Origin of the sequence: Caballeronia zhejiangensis, assembly GCF_022879815.1 — a bacterium.
GTDB classification, from domain to species: Bacteria; Pseudomonadota; Gammaproteobacteria; order Burkholderiales; family Burkholderiaceae; genus Caballeronia; species Caballeronia zhejiangensis.
Map to the genome: position 1 here is coordinate 281,433 of NZ_CP084288.1, position 19,661 is coordinate 301,093.

At 64.3% G+C, this 19,661-nt stretch carries 18 protein-coding genes; 16 read left to right on the plus strand and 2 right to left on the minus strand.

From position 1 onward, the window contains the following. Positions 1-16 precede the first annotated feature (16 nt). The 5 genes from LDZ23_RS34155 (at position 17) to LDZ23_RS34175 (ending at position 5,895) form a co-directional block, all read left to right on the plus strand. Complete coding sequence (locus LDZ23_RS34155; RefSeq protein ID WP_008345635.1) at positions 17-1,366, plus strand: phenylacetate--CoA ligase family protein; 1,350 nt, start codon at positions 17-19, stop codon at positions 1,364-1,366. After that, positions 1,363-2,133, plus strand: coding sequence for an enoyl-CoA hydratase/isomerase family protein (locus LDZ23_RS34160; RefSeq protein ID WP_033535650.1), 771 nt, complete (start codon positions 1,363-1,365; stop codon positions 2,131-2,133). The genes LDZ23_RS34155 and LDZ23_RS34160 overlap by 4 nt, the downstream gene beginning before the upstream one ends. Further along, positions 2,130-2,849, plus strand: coding sequence for an HAD family hydrolase (locus LDZ23_RS34165; RefSeq protein ID WP_008345631.1), 720 nt, complete (start codon positions 2,130-2,132; stop codon positions 2,847-2,849). The genes LDZ23_RS34160 and LDZ23_RS34165 overlap by 4 nt, the downstream gene beginning before the upstream one ends. After that, positions 2,846-3,979 carry a branched-chain amino acid ABC transporter substrate-binding protein gene (locus tag LDZ23_RS34170; RefSeq protein WP_008345630.1) on the plus strand — a complete coding sequence of 378 codons (1,134 nt, stop codon included), beginning with the start codon at positions 2,846-2,848 and terminating at the stop codon, positions 3,977-3,979. Before LDZ23_RS34165 ends, LDZ23_RS34170 begins: the two co-directional genes overlap by 4 nt. A gap of 83 nt (positions 3,980-4,062) precedes the next feature. Further along, complete coding sequence (locus tag LDZ23_RS34175) at positions 4,063-5,895, plus strand: sigma-54 interaction domain-containing protein (RefSeq protein ID WP_008345628.1); 1,833 nt, start codon at positions 4,063-4,065, stop codon at positions 5,893-5,895. 22 nt (positions 5,896-5,917) lie between these two features. On the opposite strand, the gene LDZ23_RS34180 is transcribed toward LDZ23_RS34175, so the two are convergent. Continuing rightward, positions 5,918-6,802: an SDR family oxidoreductase gene (locus LDZ23_RS34180; RefSeq protein ID WP_008345627.1), complete on the minus strand. Its 885-nt coding sequence runs from the start codon at positions 6,800-6,802 to the stop codon at positions 5,918-5,920. 115 nt (positions 6,803-6,917) lie between these two features. Between LDZ23_RS34180 and LDZ23_RS34185 the strand changes: the two genes are divergently transcribed. Both LDZ23_RS34185 and LDZ23_RS34190 read left to right on the plus strand, forming a co-directional pair. Continuing rightward, positions 6,918-7,811, plus strand: a complete 894-nt coding sequence (locus LDZ23_RS34185) for a LysR family transcriptional regulator (protein WP_008345625.1) — start codon at positions 6,918-6,920, stop codon at positions 7,809-7,811. Positions 7,812-8,015: 204 nt separating this feature from the next. After that, positions 8,016-9,299 (plus strand): sensor domain-containing diguanylate cyclase, encoded by a 1,284-nt coding sequence (locus LDZ23_RS34190; RefSeq protein WP_034471102.1) that lies wholly within the window; start codon positions 8,016-8,018, stop codon positions 9,297-9,299. A gap of 42 nt (positions 9,300-9,341) precedes the next feature. On the opposite strand, the gene LDZ23_RS34195 is transcribed toward LDZ23_RS34190, so the two are convergent. Beyond that, positions 9,342-11,699 (minus strand): acetamidase/formamidase family protein, encoded by a 2,358-nt coding sequence (locus LDZ23_RS34195; protein WP_008345621.1) that lies wholly within the window; start codon positions 11,697-11,699, stop codon positions 9,342-9,344. A gap of 290 nt (positions 11,700-11,989) precedes the next feature. On the opposite strand from LDZ23_RS34195, the gene LDZ23_RS34200 reads away from it, so the two are divergent. The 9 genes from LDZ23_RS34200 (at position 11,990) to LDZ23_RS34240 (ending at position 19,661) form a co-directional block, all read left to right on the plus strand. Then, positions 11,990-12,871 (plus strand): ABC transporter substrate-binding protein, encoded by an 882-nt coding sequence (locus LDZ23_RS34200; RefSeq protein ID WP_008345619.1) that lies wholly within the window; start codon positions 11,990-11,992, stop codon positions 12,869-12,871. Between the two features lie 18 nt (positions 12,872-12,889). Continuing rightward, on the plus strand, positions 12,890-14,473 hold the full coding sequence (locus LDZ23_RS34205) for an amino acid ABC transporter permease/ATP-binding protein (protein ID WP_244808884.1): 1,584 nt from the start codon (positions 12,890-12,892) through the stop codon (positions 14,471-14,473). Positions 14,474-14,512: 39 nt separating this feature from the next. Continuing rightward, on the plus strand, positions 14,513-15,763 hold the full coding sequence (locus LDZ23_RS34210) for an acetamidase/formamidase family protein (protein WP_008345615.1): 1,251 nt from the start codon (positions 14,513-14,515) through the stop codon (positions 15,761-15,763). 379 nt (positions 15,764-16,142) lie between these two features. Then, on the plus strand, positions 16,143-17,111 hold the full coding sequence (locus LDZ23_RS34215; protein WP_008345613.1) for a CobW family GTP-binding protein: 969 nt from the start codon (positions 16,143-16,145) through the stop codon (positions 17,109-17,111). Between the two features lie 34 nt (positions 17,112-17,145). After that, entirely contained in the window at positions 17,146-17,649 is a 504-nt protein-coding gene (locus LDZ23_RS34220; protein ID WP_008345611.1) for a DUF1097 domain-containing protein, read from the plus strand. A gap of 28 nt (positions 17,650-17,677) precedes the next feature. After that, positions 17,678-18,421 (plus strand): nitrile hydratase subunit beta, encoded by a 744-nt coding sequence (gene nthB / locus LDZ23_RS34225; RefSeq protein ID WP_008345609.1) that lies wholly within the window; start codon positions 17,678-17,680, stop codon positions 18,419-18,421. 31 nt (positions 18,422-18,452) lie between these two features. Beyond that, the gene (nthA, locus tag LDZ23_RS34230; protein ID WP_008345607.1) at positions 18,453-19,076 is read left to right on the plus strand and encodes a nitrile hydratase subunit alpha; all 624 of its coding nucleotides are present in this window, start codon (positions 18,453-18,455) and stop codon (positions 19,074-19,076) included. Positions 19,077-19,086: 10 nt separating this feature from the next. Then, positions 19,087-19,422, plus strand: a complete 336-nt coding sequence (locus LDZ23_RS34235) for a nitrile hydratase accessory protein (protein ID WP_008345605.1) — start codon at positions 19,087-19,089, stop codon at positions 19,420-19,422. A gap of 29 nt (positions 19,423-19,451) precedes the next feature. Beyond that, positions 19,452-19,661, plus strand: coding sequence for a CbtB domain-containing protein (locus LDZ23_RS34240; protein WP_008345603.1), 210 nt, complete (start codon positions 19,452-19,454; stop codon positions 19,659-19,661).

The following is a 19,661-nucleotide window of genomic DNA, read 5'->3' on the forward strand; positions in this document are numbered from 1 at the left end:
CGACAGAGGACCACACATGAACGTAGCAGTTCATTCGCCGGCGCGCGGCGTCTACTTCGACGAAGCGTTCGAGACGCTCCCGCTCGACGAAGTGCGGCGTCATCAGGATGCGTTATGGGCGTCTCACTGGCCGTATCTGCGCGCGATGTCCGCGTTCTATCGCACGAAGCTCGAGCGCTGGGCCGGCCGCGACGACATCACGCTCGACACGCTGCAGGAGATGCCCTTCACCGAGAAGGACGACTTGCGCGTAAGCCAGGAGAACGCGTCGCCGTATGGCGATTACGTCGCGTGCACGGAGAGCGGCATCGCGCGGCTGCATCGTACGTCGGGGACGACGGGACGGCCGCTGATCCTCGCCAACAGCGCGCGCGATGCCGCGGATATCGCCCGCGTCGGCGCGCGCTCGATGTGGGCGGCGGGACTGCGCCCGGAGCATCGCGTCGTGCACTGCCTCAACTACTGCATGTGGACGGGCGGCTTCACCGATCACACGATTCTCGAAGCCGCCGGCGCGACCGTCGTGCCGTTCGGCGTCGGCAACACGCGGCTTCTGATCGATTCGATCCTGAATCTCGGCATCGACGCGATTTCGTGCACGCCGTCTTATCCGGCGCTGATCGAGCAGGTGCTGCGCGAGACCGGCGGCCCCGCGCCGCGCGATCTCGGGCTGAAGCTCGGGCTTTTCGGCGGCGAGGCCGGTCTCGACAATCCGGAGTTGCGCGCCGCGATGGAGGAGAAGTGGGGCTTCGCGGTGCGCAATGCGAACTTCGGCCTTTCGGAAGTGCTGAGCATTCTCGGCGGGCAAACGGACTGGACGACCGATCTGCTGTATCACGCGGCGGACGTGGTGTTCGCCGAGATCATCGATCCGCACACGCTCGCGCGTCTGCCGATCGAAGCCGGCACGACGGGCGAACTCGTCTGCACGCATCTGCGCAAGCAGTGCCAGCCGCTCGTGCGTTATCGCACGCGCGACGTCGTCACGGTGACGGCCACCGACGCCGGCCCCGATGGCCGCAGCGCCTGGCGCTTTCGCGTGACGGGCCGCACCGACGACATGTTCAACGTGCGTGGCGTCAACGTGTTCCCGGGCGCGGTGCGGCTCGCGGTCGAGGCGTTGCCGCAATGGGCCTCGGGCATGTTTCGCATCGTGCTGAAAGGGCCGGGGCCATACGACCGCATCGCGATGACGGTCGAGGCCGCGAACGGCTTGCCCGTCGCACGCTGGAACGATGCCGCCGCGCGCATCGAGGCGGCCGTGCGCGAACGCATCGGCGCGAGCGCGGCTGTGACCATCGTCCCGTTCGAGCACTTTCCGCGCACCGAAGGCAAGACACGCTGGATCGACAGGGAGCCCGCATGAGCTACGTCAGGACACGCACGGAAGGACCGCTTCGGGTGGTGACGCTCGACCGCCCGGAGCGCATGAACGCGATCGGCGGCGCGCTGCTCGACGATCTGCACGAGGCGCTGCAAGAAGCGAACGACGACGCCTCGTGCCGCGTCATCGTGCTGACGGGCGCGGGCCGCGCGTTCTGCGCGGGCGACGATCTCAAGGAGTTCGGCGAGCAGAGCGCGACTGACGCAAGCATTCGTCTGCATATCGAGCGCATTCAGCGCATCACGCGCGATCTGATGTTCAACGCGAAGCCCGTCGTCGGCGCGGTGCATGGCTTTGCCGTCGGCGGCGGCTTCGAATGGATGCTCAATTGCGACATGGTCGTGGCGTCCGACGATCTCGTCGCGTTCTTTCCGGAGATGGCGTGGGGCCAGTTCGTCACGGGCGGCGTCACGCATTTGCTGCCGCAGGCGCTCGGCCATCAACGCGCAATGGAATTGTGGCTGCTCGGCGAGCGGCAAAGCGCGCAATCGCTGATGTCGATGGGACTCGTCAATCGCGTCGTGCCACGCGACGCCATGCTCGATACGTCGATCGCGCTGGCCTCGCGCATCGCGGAGCAATCGCCGGGATCCATCGCGCGGCTGAAGCGCCTCGTCACCACGCAATTGAGCGAATCGCTCGCACGGAGTCTCGAACTCGAGTTCGACGCGACGATCGACGCCTTCGCCGATCCCGACGCCGCCGAACGCGTCAAGCAGTTCGCCACGAGAAAGGAGCGCGCGCAATGAACCCCAAAGCCTTGACGTTCGATTACTTCGGCACGCTCGTCGATGTGGATCGCGGCGGCACGCTCGGCATCGCGGAAGTGTTGCGGCGTCTGTCGATCGAGACCGGCGACGCGATGTTCGACATCTATCTCGACTGGGATATTCGCAATGTGCGGCTGTATCGCGGGCAGGCGTATGCGCGTTACCGCGACGTGGCGGGCGAGGCGCTCGCCGCCGTGCTCGATGCGCGCTGGCCCGGCGCGCGCAAGGGCCACGCGCTGGACGAGCTGACCGACCTGTTTCTCGCGCATCTCGTCGAGGCGTCGCCCGCGCATGAGGACGCCGAGCCGTTTCTCGACTGGGCGGCGTCGCGCTATCCGCTGATGCCGATCACCAACATGGACAGCGACCTGTGGCGGCGCACGCAGCTCACCCGCTACTTCGAGCATGTGACGACGGCCGAGATGGCGCAGGCGTACAAGCCGTCCGAGGCGATCTTCAGGCTGGCGCTCGACCGCCTCGCGCTGCCGGCGCATGACGTGTTGCACTGCTCGCTCGCGAGCTGGGCCGACATCGACGGCGCGAAGCCGCTCGGCATGGCGGTCGCATGGATCAATCGCGGCGCGGACACGCTCGGCGCGTGGCAGCCGCGCCCGGATTTCGAGTTCGACACCTTGTCGCCGGTACGGGACCTTCTTGAGAATCTGACACTCACTGCGACGGGAGAATCACGATGAAACCGATGAAGACGGCAATCACGTTCATTGCATGCGCGGCGATGCTATGCGGCGCGGCGCATGCGCAGGAAGTCGTGAAGATCGGCGTGGCCGGCCCGCTGACCGGCAGTGCGGCGTCGAGCGGCAAGGACGACGAGCGGGGCGTGCGACTCGCCATCGACGAATTGAACGCGAAGGGCTTCGCGATCGCCGGCAAGCCGGTGAAATTCGAGCTGATTTCGATGGACGATCAGGGCGATCCGAAGGTCGGCGTGAACGTCGCTCAGAAGCTCGTCGACGATGGCGTGTCGGCGGTCATCGGCCATTACAACTCGGGCGTTAGCATTCCGGCGGCGCGCATTTACAACGACGCCAAAGTCGTGATGATGACGGGCGCCTCGTCGAACCCGGATCTCACGCATCTCGGCTATCCGTACGTGTTCCGCCTCGCCACCAACGACAACGTGATGGGCGGGCGCATGGCGGTCTATGCGTCGAAGGTGCTGGGCGCGCAACGCGCCGCCGTCATCGACGACCGCACCGCCTACGGCACGGGCGTCGCGGACGTGTTCATCAAGACCGCGCAGAAGGAAGGCTTGCAGATCGTCGCGCGCGAGTACAGCACCGACAAGGCGACCGACTTCAAGGCCATTCTCACGCAGATCAAATCGCGCAATCCGCAGGTCGTGTTCTACGGCGGCTATTACGCGCAGGCCGCGACGCTCGCGCGGCAAATGAGCGAGCTCGGCCTGAGCGCGACGCTCGTCGGCGGCGACGGCATCTGTTCGCCCGAATTCGACAAGCTCTCGGCGGGCGTCGCGGACAAGCGCATGTTCTGCGCGCAAGGCGGCGCGCCGCTCGACACGCTGCCCGAGGGCAAGACCTTCCGCGCGAAGTTCAGGAATGCGTTCAGCGCCGATGTCGATACCTACGCGCCCGCGTTCTATGCGGCGACGCTCGTCGTCGCGGATGCGATGCGCAAGGCGGGATCGGCGAAACCGGAGGTCTTCGTGAAGGCGCTGCGCGATCAGTCGTTCGACAGCATTCTGGGCCCCGTCAAGTTCGATTCCAACGGCGACTGGATCGATGCGCCTGTCACGGTGTACCGGCTGAACAGCGGGGCGCTCACGGCGATCGCACAGAAGGACTGAGCGCGCGATGCCGCGATGCGCGGGGCGGCGGGATTTTGTCCTGTTACATTCGAAGCCGTTGACCCACCGCATCGCAGGTAGATATGGCCACCGTCGCGCTCGATCCCAGCATCGCCACACTCGAGAGCGCGCTCGCGTCGCCCAGATGGCGCGATGCGCGCCGCCTGGCCGCGCGCGAGGCCGGCGCGTGCATCTTCACGCTCGATCGCAGTGGCCATGTGCTCGAACCGCTCGCGCACATTGGCGACGCCGCGCTCGATGCCTTCCTCGCGCGCTGTCCTTCGGCGGGGCTCGCCGCGCTCGCCGAAGCCGCCACCGTTTCATCGGACGGCCGCTGCGTGACGCTGGCGCTGCAGGACGCCGATGCATCGATCGCGCAGGCGTTCGCGCTGCGTGTCGATGCGCATGGTCGCCGGGTTTTTCTCGTCGCGTTGCGCTGGCGGAAGGCGGCGGATGAAGCGACGAATGAAGCGACGAATGAAGCGACCCCCGCGCCCTGGATCACGCTGCTCGGCGCGACGCTCGACGTGCTGCTGCAAAGCGCGTTCGACCTGGCCGCCTACGACACGCTCGTCGAGGAACAGCGCGCGATCATCGATCATATCGGCGATGGGCTGATGGTGATCGGACAGGGCCAAGTGTTGCGCCACGTCAATTCGGTCGCGGGACGCATTCTGGGCATCGATCCGCGGACGAGCATCGGCAAGACGCTGAACGAAGTGATCGATTTCGAGCCGATCGTCGGGCCGATCTATCGGACAGGTGTGGGTTACGTCGATCGCGAGCTCATCATCGATTCGCCCGCGCGCCACTTGCACCTGCTCGATACCGCTATCCCGATCAAGAATCGTTGCGGCGAAGTCGTGTCGGTGGTGAACACGTTTCGCGAGATGCGGCGCGTGCGCAAGATGGCGGGGCGCTACGCGGGCAATCACGCGCGCTTTACCTTCGACAACGTGATCGGCTCCAACGCGGGCCTCAAGCGCGCGGTCGATGCAGCGAAGAAGGCGGCGCGCGGCGCGTCGAACGTGTTGTTGTCCGGCGAAAGCGGCGTCGGCAAGGAAGTGTTCGCGCAGGCGATCCACAATGCGAGCGCGCGCGCCGCGCTGCCGTTCATCGCGATCAATTGCGCGGCGCTGCCCCATGCGCTGATCGAAAGCGAGCTCTTCGGCCACGCGCCCGGCAGCTTTACCGGGGCGGCGCGGGAAGGCCGTCCGGGCAAGTTCGAATCGGCGGACGGCGGCACGGTGTTCCTCGACGAAATCTCGGAGTTGCCCATCGACGTGCAGGCGAAACTCTTGCGCGTGCTGCAGGAGCGCGAAGTCACGCGCATCGGCGACACGCGCGGCATTCCCGTCGACGTGCGCATCATCTGCGCGAGCAATCGCGATCTCGCTTCGATGGTGCTCGCGAAGACGTTTCGCGAGGATCTGTACTATCGCTGCAATGTCATCGAGATCATGATCGCGCCGCTGCGCGAGCGTCGCGAGGACATTCGCGCGATGGCCGCGTTCTTCCTCGATCGATATTGCGCGCGCATGCACAAGCCGAGGCCCGAAATCGCGGAGCGGGCACTGCGGCAACTCGAAGCGCATGACTGGCCGGGCAATGTGCGCGAAATCGAGAATCTCGTCGAGAAGATCGTCAACTTCAACGAAGGCGAGCCTGTCGCGGATGTATCGGCGTTTTTGGGCGGCGCATCGGTTTCGCCGGCGCGCGATGGGTCGGCCGAGCATCATGGCGAGCCGGTGTCGCTGAAGGAGGCGGAGCGCCTCGCCATCGAAAGTGCGTTGAAGGCGTGCCACCTCAATGTGACGCATTGCGCCAAGCTCCTGCAGGTGTCGAAGCCCGCGCTCTACGCAAAGATGAAGCGGCACGGCATTCGCGTCGAACGGTCGATTCGTCAACTGGGTTGAGCGAGCGGGCTTTTCACGGCAATCAAATGGTGCGCTGCGATTGCCCCTCTGCCAGATCGGTGGCGAAGTCGCGATAGGCGTGCAGGGGACGGTCCAAAATGCCGACAAGGCGCTCGGCATCGCCGAGTTCGGGCACCATCCCGTCGCTGACGTAACGCTCGGCCATCAGGCGCATCTCGTACGCCATCCACTTTGGCATGAAGCTCGCCAGATTCTGCTCGAAGCCAGTCGGGTCGTCGCCACCGTAGCCAACGGGACGACCGAGCACGTCGGTCCAGATGGCGGCGAGTTGGGGGCCGGTCAGCGTGTCAGGCCCGACAAGGTTGATGACCTCCAGTGGAAGGTGAGCGGCCGCCTCGTCCCGACGGATCAGTTCGAGGGCCGCGACCTCCGCAATGTCGCGGGTGTTCACCATTGCGACGCCCTTCGTTCCGATAGGCATCGGGTAGACGCCGTGCTCGATGACCACGTCCTTGATCATGAGTTCGTTGTCCATGAAGTACGCGGGCCGCAGGATAGTGGCGCTGAAGCCCATCGCCTCGATCATATGCTCCGCACCGGACTTGACGGCGAAATGCGGCACATTGACGAAGCGCTCTGCGTGCATCACCGACAGATATACGACGCGTTCGACGCCGGACTCGCGGGCGATATTCAGCGCGATCAGCGCCTGCGTGAATTCATCGCCCGAGACCGCGTTGAGCAAGAACAATGTGCGCACGCCGGCGAACGCGCGGCGAAGTGAGTCGATGTCGAGCATTTCGCCCTGAACGACACTCACGGCGCTGGGAAAGTCGGCCTTCGACGGATCCCGCACGAGTACGCGCACGTCGGCATTGCGACGCACGAGCTGGTCGACGACCTGGCGGCCGACACGGCCGGTGGCGCCGGTAACGAGAATAGTCATGGTGTTGCTCCTTGAGCGTGGTTGGGATGGCTCAAAGGTACGTGATCCAAATCTGGTCCGGAAGATGCTATAAAGAGACGACGTGTCTCACCAATGGAACGCTGGAATAGCGCGAATGGATCTTCTTGCACTTGCTGATTTCAACCTCGTCGCTCGTTACGGAAGCTTCGGCGAGGCGGCTCGCGCCGCGGGTCGTCCGAAGGCGACGCTTTCGCGAAGGGTGAGCGAACTCGAAAGCGACCTTCAAATCCGGCTTCTCGAACGGGGACCGCGAGGCGTAAAGCTCACGCAGGAAGGACTGGCGCTCTATGAGCGCACCGGTGCGCTTCTCGCCGAGCTCAACGCCAGTGCCGCAGCGATAGCATCGAGCAGCGAGCAGCCTCGCGGCCGCTTGCGAATCAGCGCACCCGCGCTTTTCTCGCAAATCGCCATGGGAAAACTGGTCGCCTCGTTCGCGCTGAAGTGGCCGGAGGTTCGATTGGAAGTCACGACGGAAGATCGCCCGGTCGACATGATCGAAGAAGGTTATGACCTGGTTATACGGGTCAACCCGGCTCCCGACGAGAATCTGGTTGGACGGATCATCCTGCACGACCGGCTCGTCGTCGTGGCGAAGCCCGGACTGGAGCCGCCCGAGGGAAAAGCGCGCGTGCCGGCAGTCATCCGTGGAGCGGCCGATCAAACGTCGTTCTGGGATGTCACCGGCGCCGAGGGGAGAAAGCGCATATTCGTCGAGCCATTCGCCACACTGTCATCGCTCGTCATGGTGCGCGACACGGTCCGGCTTGGCGTTGGGATCGCGTGCCTGCCGCTGTCGCTCGTCAGCCGCGATATCGCCGCCGGTCGACTTTCACAGTGGGGCGAGCTGGACGGGTCCGACATCGCGCTGTGGGCGCTTTACCCTTCAAGGCGCTTTCTGAGCGCGCGCGTGTCCGCTTTCCTGAATCACCTCAAAGCATCGTTTCCCTCCGGCGCTCCGGAGGAATTGGCGGCGTTGATCGACGGGTAGGAGCGTCAGCCGATGCGCTGATACGAGGGTCTCGCCGTTGCGTTCGTCTTCGAGCCGGCCGCAACAAGCTGCGCTGCGGTGAATCGCGCTCGGACGCTTCGCCCTCAAGCCTTTGCCCACGCTGCCGATAACAAACGCATGGTGGCGTCAGCGACGCAAGTGGATGATTATCGGTGCCGGACGACGGCGCGGCAGGATAGGAGTATGTCGGGGTTGCCCAACACATCGCGGGAGATTACGGAAGGCGCAACGATCGGCGTGGCTATCGTGGGCCGCGATGCGCGCGGCGGTCTGATCGTCAGGACCTGCAACGACGCGTTCATGCGCATGACGGACGCCTCGCGAGCGGACACGCCCGCGCTTCCCCTCGCGGTCGATGCCATGATGCCGGCCGAGGCGCATCCGATCCTCATCGAAAAGTTGAAGGCGTGCTTCGACGGCCAGACGCACACGCATCGATTCATCGACGGCGCGCGTTCGTGGCGTCTCACGCTCGAACCGCTCAGGGGGCCGGGCGCGCTTGAAGCCGTGCACGAAGTCATGATTTCGTGCATCGACGATACGCCGAAGAAGCCGCTCACGCGCGAAGTCGAATTCGACGCGTCGCGCTTTCGCGCGGTCGTGGACTCGGCGTACGACGCGATCGTGAGCATCGACGAGCGGCACGAGATCACGCTGTTCAATCGGGCCGCCGAGAATCTGTTCGGCTATACATCGGCAGAAGCGCTCGGGAGGCGCATCGAGATGTTGCTGCCGGAGCGCGCGCGTGCGCATCACGCGGACAACGTGCGGCAGTTCGCGAATTCGCCGATGACGAACCTGCGCGCGATGACCGCGCCGCGCATGGACGAAAGCAACAGCGTTTTCGGGCGGCATCGCGACGGCACCATCATTCCGGTGGAAATCGCCATCTCCAAGATCGACGTGGGCGGCGTGGTCGAGTTCACCGCGGTCATTCGCGACATCACCGAGCGCGCGCGGCTCATGGAACTGCTGAAGCAACAGGCCGTCACCGATGCGCTCACCGGTCTGCCGAACCGACGCGAGTTCATCGACTTCGTCGAAAAGCTGCTCGCGACCGACGAGATCCTGTCCGTCTTCATTCTCGACATCGATTTCTTCAAGGCGATCAACGATAACTACGGCCACGATATCGGCGATGAAGTGCTGCGCGTGCTCGCGAATGTCGGAAAGTCGATCCCGCTCGAATCCATGCTGTTCGCGCGCTGGGGCGGCGAGGAGTTCGTCGCGGCGCTGCCGGGCGCGGACGCGAGTGCCGCGCCGCGGATCGCGGACGCCTTGCGCCAGCGTCTGGAGCGGCAGGATGTCGAGCATGTCTGGCGCGTCAAGGCGATTCCTTTCACCGTGAGCATCGGCGTGGTGACACGCGAGCCCGGCGAGCGCGACGTGGATGCGCTCATGCGGCGCGCGGACCGGGCGTTGTATCACGCGAAGGCGGCGGGGCGTAACCGTGTCGAGGTCAGATGAACGCGGGCAGAAGCCCGGCCTGCACGAAGCGCCGGACCGCGCTCAATCCGTGAACAGCGCCTTGCGGATGATCGCGTGCACGCCCCAGTTGCCATCGACGACTTGCGTGACGCCGAAGTCCACCGCCACCGACATCAGCGAGATGGCTTCGTCTTCGGTGAGTCCCTTGGTGGACATCAGAAACCGCCGCGTCTTGATGAAGGCATCGCGCATGGCCTGATCCAGCGTGGACTTCTGATAGACCTCGCTTTGCGCGCTGGTGCCGAACTCGGCCAGATAGTCGGGATGGCTGAAGCCGTGCAGCACCCATTCATCGGCGGTTTCGACGAGCGGATACGTGAGGTCCGCGAACGACTGCGAGGCAAGCGTGTGCTTCTTGTGCAGGATCAGTTCGAAGTCGCCGGTGAGCGAGCATTCGATGGCCGTGCCGCACAACTCGGAATCGCCCTGCGACGCGTGCGGGTCGCCGATCGACAAGAGCGCCCCGGCCACGCCGACCGGCAGAAACACGCTCGCACCGGGACCGACGCGCCAGTTGTCGAGATTGCCGCCGAAGGCCGAAGGCGGAATCGAATCGATCAGACCGTTCTGCTGCGGCGCCACGCCGATCACGCCGAAGTGCGGTCGCACGGGAATGGTCACGTTCTTCAGCACGTCGTGATTCTCGACGACGCTCGCGTGATCCACCGGCACGCCCGGATAATCGATGATCGGATGCAGCACGCCGAAAGGATCGCGCTGCGGCGTCCAGCGGTAGTTGTAGACGGCGCGCGCATAGGCGCTGTCGTCGCGCGCTTCGTCCGTGTGGATCTCGTAGATGGTCACGACTTCGCGCGGCTTCGGTTCGGTGAGCAGCTCGCGATAATGAAAGCCCCACCACGCCGCGACGTTGCTGCCGAACGCGCGGCCGTGGAACTTCGGGTTCCTGCAGCGGCGCGGATGAATATCGACGATGCGCACTTCCAGGACATCGCCCGGTTCCGCGCCTGTCACCGCAATCGGCCCGGTGCAGATATGCACGCCGAAGCCTTCGCCCGCGCCGCGTCCATAGATGGAGGCGTTCATCGGGCCCGCGCCGCGACGGTCCACGTTCTTGCGTTCGGCTGTCCAGTGGAACACGCTCTCCGCGCCGGGATCGCCCGCGATCATGCGGTCCCAGTCATCCGACGCATGCTGCGTGAGCGCTTCGACCGTCACCGTGTCGCCGCTCGCGACTTCGAGCACGGGCTTGAGATCGTGGCTGAAATAGCCCCAGTGCACCGTGTTCGCCGTTGCGCGCAGCAAATGATGCCGCGGCCTGCCGCCCGTCCGCGCAGGCCGCGCTTGCACGGCATCGCTTTCGTCGCGCACGGCGACGAGCGTGTCGCCCGTCTCTTCGCTGCGCGCCTGCGCGATCAGACTCGCGGCGTTCACCGGCAGCCCGCGCGATAGCGAATGCACGAGATGGCGCGCGAGTTCCAGGTTCGCTTCGTGCCGGAACGTGCGCGGCGATGCGCCATAACGCTCGCGGAATACGCGGCTGAAGTGCGCCGGATCGTTGAAGCCCCAGCGAAAGCAGATGTCGGATATGGAGACTTTCTCCGAGAGCGGATCGGCCAGTTCCGCGCGGCAGCGTTCGAGGCGGCGCGAGCGCACATACGTCGAGAAACTCTGTCCGGCGAGTTCGAACAGCTTCTGCACGTAACGCGGCGACACGCGTTCGTCTTTGGCGAGCGAGGCCACGCTCAGGGTCGAATCGGCGAGATGCGTTTCGATGAAGCGGCACAGTCGCGCGAACAACGCCGACTGCGGCGGCGTCAGCCCGTTGAACGAACCTTTGCGTTCCTGTCCGGCGAGACAGGCCACGAGCATTTCGGCGAGCGCGAGTTCGGTGGGACGCAACTCCTCCGCGCTCAGCGTTTCGAGGCTTTCCACGACCGAACGCAGAAAGCCCGAGAAGATGTGGCCGATGCCCGTCGCGCCCGGCAACAAGGCCACGCGCAGCGAGAGCGGCGAAATGAGACGCGCGTTGATGGCGCTCCTGGGCGCTCGCACGATGAACGCGCGAAAGCGTCCCGCGAAAACCAGCGACGCGCTCTGGCCCGGCGCGGCATAGACGATGTCATGCGGGCTCACGCGCTCGCGCAGACCATCGGCGACGAGCGTGGCGTCGCCATCGATCAGCAGCGCGAGCATGAGACTGTCCGCGTGATCCGCGCTCATCTGCAGCGTCTGCGCGGCCGAGGCGATGGTCGTGAACTCGATCCCGCCCGCCGATACGCGCGATGTCAGCGTGCCGTGCAAACCGCGTTCGCCGCCTTCGATCTTGCCGCGCCATCCGAGACGTGCGAGCGCCGCGTTCCATTCATGCCGGCGCTCGAACTCGGGATACGACTCGGTGGTGAAGCGCGACAGGTTCAACGAAAACTCCACGATAGGCGAAGCAGCAAGCGCTTTTCAAAAGCAACCTTCGCGCCATCGCGATGCTTACGGCGGCGGGTGCATCGCGTATCGAAGACAGTGCATACATGCGCCATCGCGGCGCACGTCTGCACTTGCGCGCATCACCCGACGCGCGGCCTCATGCGTTCTTGGACGAGCGTGCACGCCAATACCAGCAGTTGTGCGCAGCCAGTCAAGTTCGCGGGATTTCGGTCGCCTACGCTCTGGGCATCGCAAGTCAATCGTCATCAGCCGTCAGGAGCGTATCGATGCAAAGGAATCTCGTGGGCCGTTTATCTCGCGCAGGACTTGGCGCGCTGTGCGCGGTGTTGTTCGCCTTCGCGGGACAGGCGCACGCCGCCGCGCCCGCCGAATGCAGCGCGTTGCAGGCGAAGTACCCGCAGTTCAAGGGCAAGACACTCACCAATGCGATCAATCCGCATACGCCGGGCTATGAAGCGCTCGACCCGAACGATCCGAGCAAGTACATCGGCTTCGATATCGATCTGGGCGAGTTGATCGCGCAATGCCTCGGCTTCACGATGGCCTACAAGCCCGTGACCTTCGCCGCGCTGCTCACGACCTTGCAGAGCGGTCAGGCCGATATCGTCATCTCCGATATCTACGCGACCGAGGAGCGCGCCAAGGCCGCCGACTTCATCACGTACTCGAAGGTGTTCGACGGCGTACTCGTCGCCAAGGGCAATCCGAAGAAGATCACCGGCATCAACACGTCGATGTGCGGCACGACAGCCGCCGAAAACACGGGCTATGTGGAAGTGCCGCTGATTCAGGCACTGGCGCCGCAATGCAAGGCGGTCGGCAAGCCCGAAGCCACCGTGCAGCTCTACGACAACAACGCCAACTGCATCCAGGCCATTCTCGCGGGCCGCGCGGATACGTACATCAACGACGTGAACACGGTCGACCAGGCGGTGAAGGCGTATCCGGACAAGCTGGAGAAAGCGACCGCCGTGACCTTGCCGTACTTCGTGGGCATCGGCGTGCCGAAGGACAAGCCCGATTTCCGCGATGCCGTGATGGCCGCGCTCGTCGCCATTCAGAAGAGCGGCGCGCAGTCCGAACTGCTGAAGAAGTGGGGCCTCGGCGTCGAGAATCTCGCGACGCCGCAACTCGTCGTTGCCAAGTAAGCGCGGAAGCATCGGCATATGGACCTGTTCCTTCACTATCTCGGCCTGCCTTATCTGCTCGACGGCATCCGCTTCACGATCACCGTCACCTCGCTCGGACTCGCGGGCGGGCTCGTGCTGGGACTCGTCCTTGCCGCCATGCAACTGAGCCGAATCGGACCGCTCGCGGCCATCGCGCGCGGCTATACGGTGATTTTTCGCGGCACGCCGCTGATTCTGCAACTCGTGTTCGCCTACGACGCCCTGCCGCATATCGGCATCAAGCTGAGCGCCGTCGGCGCGGCGGGCCTCGCGCTCGCCGCGAACGAAGCGCCGTTCATCGCGGAGATATTACGCTCGGGCGTGCTCGGCGTGGATCGCGGACAGACGCTCGCGGGGCAGGCGCTCGGCATGACGCCTTCCGTGCTGATGCGCCGGATCATCGCGCCGCAGGCCCTTCGCTCGATGATTCCCGCGCTCGGCAACGAAACCGTCAGCGCGTTGAAGAACTCTTCGCTGGCTTCGGTCATCTCGGTGGGCGAGCTGACCTTGCGCAGCACGCAGCTTGCTTCGTCGACGTTCGACTTCTTTTCGATCTTCTTTGCGTCGGGTCTCTTGTATTTGTGTCTGACGGGCGCGATCGCCGCCATTCAGCTGATGATCGAACGCGCGCTCGATCTGGACCGCGCCAGCTCGCGCGGCGGCTTCTGGGGACGACGCCGGAGCACGCCCGTATCGACGAAGCCCGCAGGCCCGACCGATCTGCCGCCGGTCTTCGTCCCGGCTCGCGTCACACCCGACGACCGCGCACGCCGCTACGACGCGCTGTCTCGCAACGGCACCGCCGTGCAGATCAATGGCGTACACAAGCGCTACGGCGAGCAGCCGGTGCTCAATGGCTTCGATCTCGACATCCGCTCGGGCGAAGTCGTCGCGTTGCTCGGACCGAGCGGCTCGGGCAAGAGCACGCTGCTTCGCTGCATCAATCATCTGGAACAGTGGGAACAAGGCGAGATACGCGTGGGCGGACGGCGCCTGGGCTTTCGCGATGACGGGCGGCGCATGAATCCGCGCGAGCTTGCGAAGGAGCGCGCGAGTCTCGGCGTCGCCATGGTGTTCCAGCAGTTCAATCTTTTCGGCCATCTGACGGCGCGCGAGAACATTGCATTGCCGCTCGTCTGGGTGCACGGCGCGACGCTCGCCGATGCCAACCGACGCGCGGATGCCCTGCTCGAACGCGTGGGCCTCGCGCATCGCGCCGATGCGTTGCCGCGTCATCTGTCGGGCGGCCAGCAACAACGCGTGGCGATTGCGCGTGCGCTCGCGCCGAATCCGCGCGTGCTGCTGCTCGACGAGCCGACTTCCGCGCTCGATCCGGAACTCGTGGGCGAAGTGCTCGAAGTGATCCGCCGCCTCGCGCTCGACGATGGCCTGACGATGATCATTTCGACGCATCAGTTGCGCTTCGCCGATGAAGTGGCCGACCGCGTCGTGTTCCTGAGCGGCGGCAGCGTCGTGGAGGACGGACCCGCGCATCAGGTCTTGACGCGGCCGCATCATCCGTTGACGGCGCGCTTTCTCAACGTGATGGGCGCGGGCAGCACGCTCGAAACCGTGCACTGAATCGCATCGATAACACACCCACTCGCCGAGGACGAATCAATGAAGCATTACACGCTGCCCGTTTCATCATCCACCGTGCATTGGGGATACTTCAGCAAACGGGTAGAACCGCGCCTCACGCTCAAGTCGGGCGACCGCGCCACCATCGAAACGCTGACGCATCACGCGAACGACGACCACGAGCGCATGATCGCGGGCGATCCGGGCGCGCAGAGCGTGTTCGAATGGACGCGCGAGCACAAGGCCGTTTCGCGGCGCGGCGCGGGTCCGACCGAAGGACCGTTCCGCCTCGGCGCTGGCGAAGGCGTGGGCGTGCATCTGCTCACCGGTCCGGTGGCAATCGAAGGCGCCGAACCCGGGGACGTGCTCGAAGTGCGCATCCTCGACGTCAGGCCGCGGCCGAGTTGCAGCGCGTGTCATGCGGGCAAGTGCTTCGGCTCGAACGTGGCCGCGTCGTGGGGCTTTCAGTATCACGATCTGATCGAGGAGCCGAAGCCGCGCGAAGTGGTGACCATCTTCGAACTCGATACTTCCGGCGAGCCGTATGCGCGCGCGGTCTACAACTATGTGTGGACGCCGCAGACCGACCCGGATGGCATCGTGCACGCGACGATCGATTATCCCGGCGTGCAGGTGGATCACCGGCTCGTGACGAAGCGCGAAAACATCTTGCCGGATATCCGCGTGCCGGCGCGACTGCATTTCGGCACCATGGGCGTCGCGCCCGCCGAAGCGGACTATGTCAGTTCGATTCCGCCGAGCTACACGGGCGGCAACATCGACGACTGGCGCATCGGCCGGGGCGCGACCATGTATTACCCGGTGGCGGTCGAAGGCGCGCTTTTCTCGGTGGGCGACCCGCATGCCGCGCAGGGCGACAGCGAACTGGGCGGCACCGCTATCGAAACATCGTTGACGGGGGACTTCGAATTCATCCTGCACAAGAAAGCGGATCTCGAAGGCACGCTCCTCGAAGGGCTCACGCATCCGCTGCTCGAAACGGATCAGCAATGGTCGGTGTACGGCTTCACGTTCCCCAACTATCTGGCCGAACTCGGGACCAACGCGCAAGTGGAAGTGGCGCAGCATGCGAGCCTCGACAAAGCCATGCGCGATGCCTTTCGCAAGCTGCGCCGCTTGCTGATGACGGTGCACGGTTTGAGCGAAGACGAAGCCATTGCGCTGATGTCGGTAGCGGCGGACTTCGGCGTGACGCAGGTGGTCGACGCGAATTGGGGCGTACACGGTTCGATCCGCAAGGAAGTGTTCAAGAACTACAAGAAGCGTTGATCGACGCGAATCAAGACATCGATCCATAGCCTGTCAATCCGCGCGCACGCGCGCGTCGCTTGCCTGACTGAGGCGAGCGGCCTGTCCATCCATCCATAACGTTCACGAAACCCTCGCCAAGGGAATGCCGGGTCGCGTCCGTTCGTATCGGCGGGCGAGAAGAGGGCATCGCCTGCACTTCGGCGATGCGCGTCGCGCACCAATGTGTTTCGTCGCCTTACGTGCGTTTTTGTCCGTCCGTGTCGCTTCGGAACAGAACGGACATGCGCTCATGCACGCCGCGCCAAGTATCGCCCGATGGCGGCCAAGCGCGGGAAATCGGAACGGAAGCCGCTAAAGGGTAGGCGTTCCTAATCGACGCACGCGAAGGATAACCCTCATGCGACCCGCCAAAGTGCCTGCCACTGTCATTACCGGTTTCCTTGGAGCCGGCAAGACCACGCTTGTGAATCACCTGCTCGAATCCACGCGGCCGATGCAGATCGGCATCGTCGTGAACGAATTCGGCGAAGTCGGTATCGACGGCCAGTTGATCGTCGCCGATGAACGCGCCGTGATCGAGATCAACAACGGCTGCGTCTGCTGCACGGTCCGCACCGATCTCGTCGCCAGCGTGCGCGACATGTTGATGCGCTTCGGCGATCGGCTCGCGCGTCTCATCATCGAAACGTCGGGCCTCGCCGATCCCGCGCCGGTGCTGCAGACCTTTCTCGCCGATCCCGACGTGCGCGAGCGCGTGGAACTGGAATCGGTCGTCGCCGTGGTCGATGCAATGCACGCGCAGTCCCAGCTACATGACGACATCGCGCGGGAGCAAGTGGTGTTCGCGGACCGCATCGTCATCAACAAGACCGATCTCGTTTCGACCGATGCCGTCGATGCGCTCGTCGCCGGGATTCGCCGGCTCAATCCCACTGCACGCATCGAGTACGCGCAGCGTTCGAGGATCGACGCCCATGCGCTTTTCGGCACGCGGAGCTTTTCGGTCGACAACCTGCTCGCCATCGAGCCGAATCTGCTCGACGAAGACGGCCACGATCACGAACACGACGACAGCATCGCATCGTGCGCGATCGTGGTGCCCGGCGGCATCGATGCGACGCGTTTCAACCGCTGGATCAATCAGCTCGTGCAAACGCAAGGCACACAACTTCTGCGCATGAAAGGCGTGCTCAACATGCACGACGAACCGCGACGCCTGCATTTCCATAGCGTGCATATGTTGCTCGACACCACGTTCGGCCGTGCGTGGATGCGCGACGAAACACGAGAGAGCCGTTTCGTGATGATCGGCCGCAACATCGACGCTGCGCGAATGCGCGACGGCCTTCTGAGTTGCATGAACTGAAGCCTTCATTCATTTCTTCTTCAAGGAGCTACGCATGAAAAAGCCAGAGGCATACACGGTGAGCATCGGCGTATTGGCGGTCGTCGATACATGGCTCACCGGCACGATCTTTCCGGTTCCGGTTTGGGTGACGTTCATCGCGTGGGCGTCGTTCTTCGTGCTCGGCGGCGGGCGCGCGGGCTTCGTCAAGAGCGTGGCGTCGAATCTCACGGGACTCGTCATCGCTTCGCTTACCTTGCTCTGCATTGCGACGACGAGCGGCGGCGCGATCGCGGTGGCCGTGCTGGTTGGCATCGGCAGCGCGGCGATGGTTCAGGCGTCGAAGATCAAATTGCTCGATGTGTTGCCCGCGATCGTCTGGGGCTTCGCCTCGACGGTCGGCACGATGGTCGCAACGGGCAAGGCGATCACCACGGCGGGCATCGGCAATCCTGCGCTGGTCGCGGCCGCCGCGCTCGTTACCGGCGCAGTGTTCGGCTTCGTCTCGGAAGTGGTCGGCGAAGCCCTGCAATTCAGACGCGAGCATCGGCTCGGATAAGACCGTTTCCATTCAAGCGGAGCACAACATGAAGCTGCAACATCATCTCGGCGGCATCGAAAATTTGGGGCCGGTCAGCACTGAAAAGCGCGTATTCGTCGAGCCGTGGGAGAAGCGCATCTTCGGCATTCATACGGTGATGATGGCGGAGAGCGCGCATCTGTCGGACACGCCGCATCGCTATCCGGTCGATACGCTGCCCACCGCCTTCAAGAGCAACTGGACCTGGGCCTCGCTGCGCACCGGCGCCGAAGACATGCAGCCGTTCGAGTACTTCAAGTATCGCTACTACGAGAAATGGCTCGGCGGCATTGCGCAGTTTTTCGTCGATCAGGGGTATGTGTCGGCGGAGGAACTCGCTGAGAAAACCGCCCACTACAGCGCGCACCCGGACGCGCCTCTACCCGATCGCCCCAATGCCGAACTCGCGGCGCAGATCGACGCCTATCTGCAGCACGGCGACTCGGGCTATCACGCGCTCGACGGCGCGGCGCGCTTTCGAGCGGGCCATGCCGTGCGTATCGCCGATCCCGAAGCGGTGGACCACACGCGCTTGCCGGGGTATTTGCGCAACAAGACCGGCGTGGTGGATCTCGTCTATCCCGGCGCGTTCTCCTATTTCGTCTCGACGGGCGTGGACGGTATCGGCGCGCCGATGCCTGTGTATCGCGTTGCCTTCGACGCCGCGTCGATCTGGGGCGCCGGCAAAAGCGAGCCGAACACGACCATTTACGCCGACCTGTACGAAGCCTACGTGCAGGCCGCCGATTGAACTCGAACATAAGCCAACCCCGAGCGAATCCATGAGCCAACTCTTCGAATTTTCCGGCGACCGCGAAGCATCGAGCGCCGCCAAAGTGCGTGCGCTGGAAGCCTTGCTGATCGAAAAAGGCGTGATTGCCACCGACTCCGTCGATGTCGTGCTCAAGCACTTCGAGACGATGGCCGGCCCGTTCAACGGCGCGAAGATCGTCGCGCGCGCATGGGTCGATCCGGACTACGCGAGACGTCTCGTCGAAGACACGCCGAAGGCGATCGCCGAACTCTCGCTTCCGCTCGGCATGGCGGGCGCGGAAGGCGAGCATATGGCGGCGGTCGCAAACGACGCGAACGTGCATAACCTCATCATCTGCACGCTGTGTTCGTGTTATCCGTGGCCGGTGCTCGGCCTGCCGCCGTATTGGTACAAGGACCCTGTATTTCGCGCGCGCGGCGTGCGCGAACCGCGCGCCGTCCTGCAGGAATTCGGCGTACAGGTGCCCGCCACGAAGGAGGTGAAGGTGTGGGACAGCAGCGCGCAGATTCGCTGGTTCGTGGTGCCCGAGCGCCCCGCGAACACGGAGCATCTGAGTGAGGAAGAACTCGCCGCGCTCGTTACGCCCGAGTCGATGATGGGCGTCGCACTCGTCGAAGCGCCCGCAGCCTGAGGAGCGTGCCATGTTCACGCGTTTCGAAGAATACGCTGCCGCGTCGATGCTCGGCGCACCAGATTCTCCGCCGCGTCTCGACGGCAAGCTGCTGTTCACCAATCGCTGGGAGCGCGATGTGTTCGGCCTCGCGCTCTCGCTATCGAAGGCGGGATGTTTCGAGTGGGAGGACTTTCGCCAGAGCCTGATCGCGTCCATCGCGAAGTGGGAAGCAATCGAATGCGCGAATCAGCCGCGCTGGGACTACTACGAGCGTTTTCTCGAAGCGCTGCTGAACGTGGTCGAGACGAGCGGCGTGCTGTCGCGCCGCGAGATCGAAGCGATCGCCGCGGCGCGCAGCCGTTAACATTTTTCCGACTCTTTTGGAGGTACTTCATGAATCAAGCTGTCCTGCATTCCACTGACACGTTCGAACCGATTCCACTGCGCGAACTGCTGCCGTGGACGATCTTCGGCGGATTGCTGATGCTGCTGGCGCTGTATTTCGTCGGCGCGGAGCAGGGTGCTACCGCGGTCTTTCAGGGCACCGCCATTCACGAGTTCGTGCATGACGGACGCCATCTGTTGGGCTTCCCCTGCCACTGA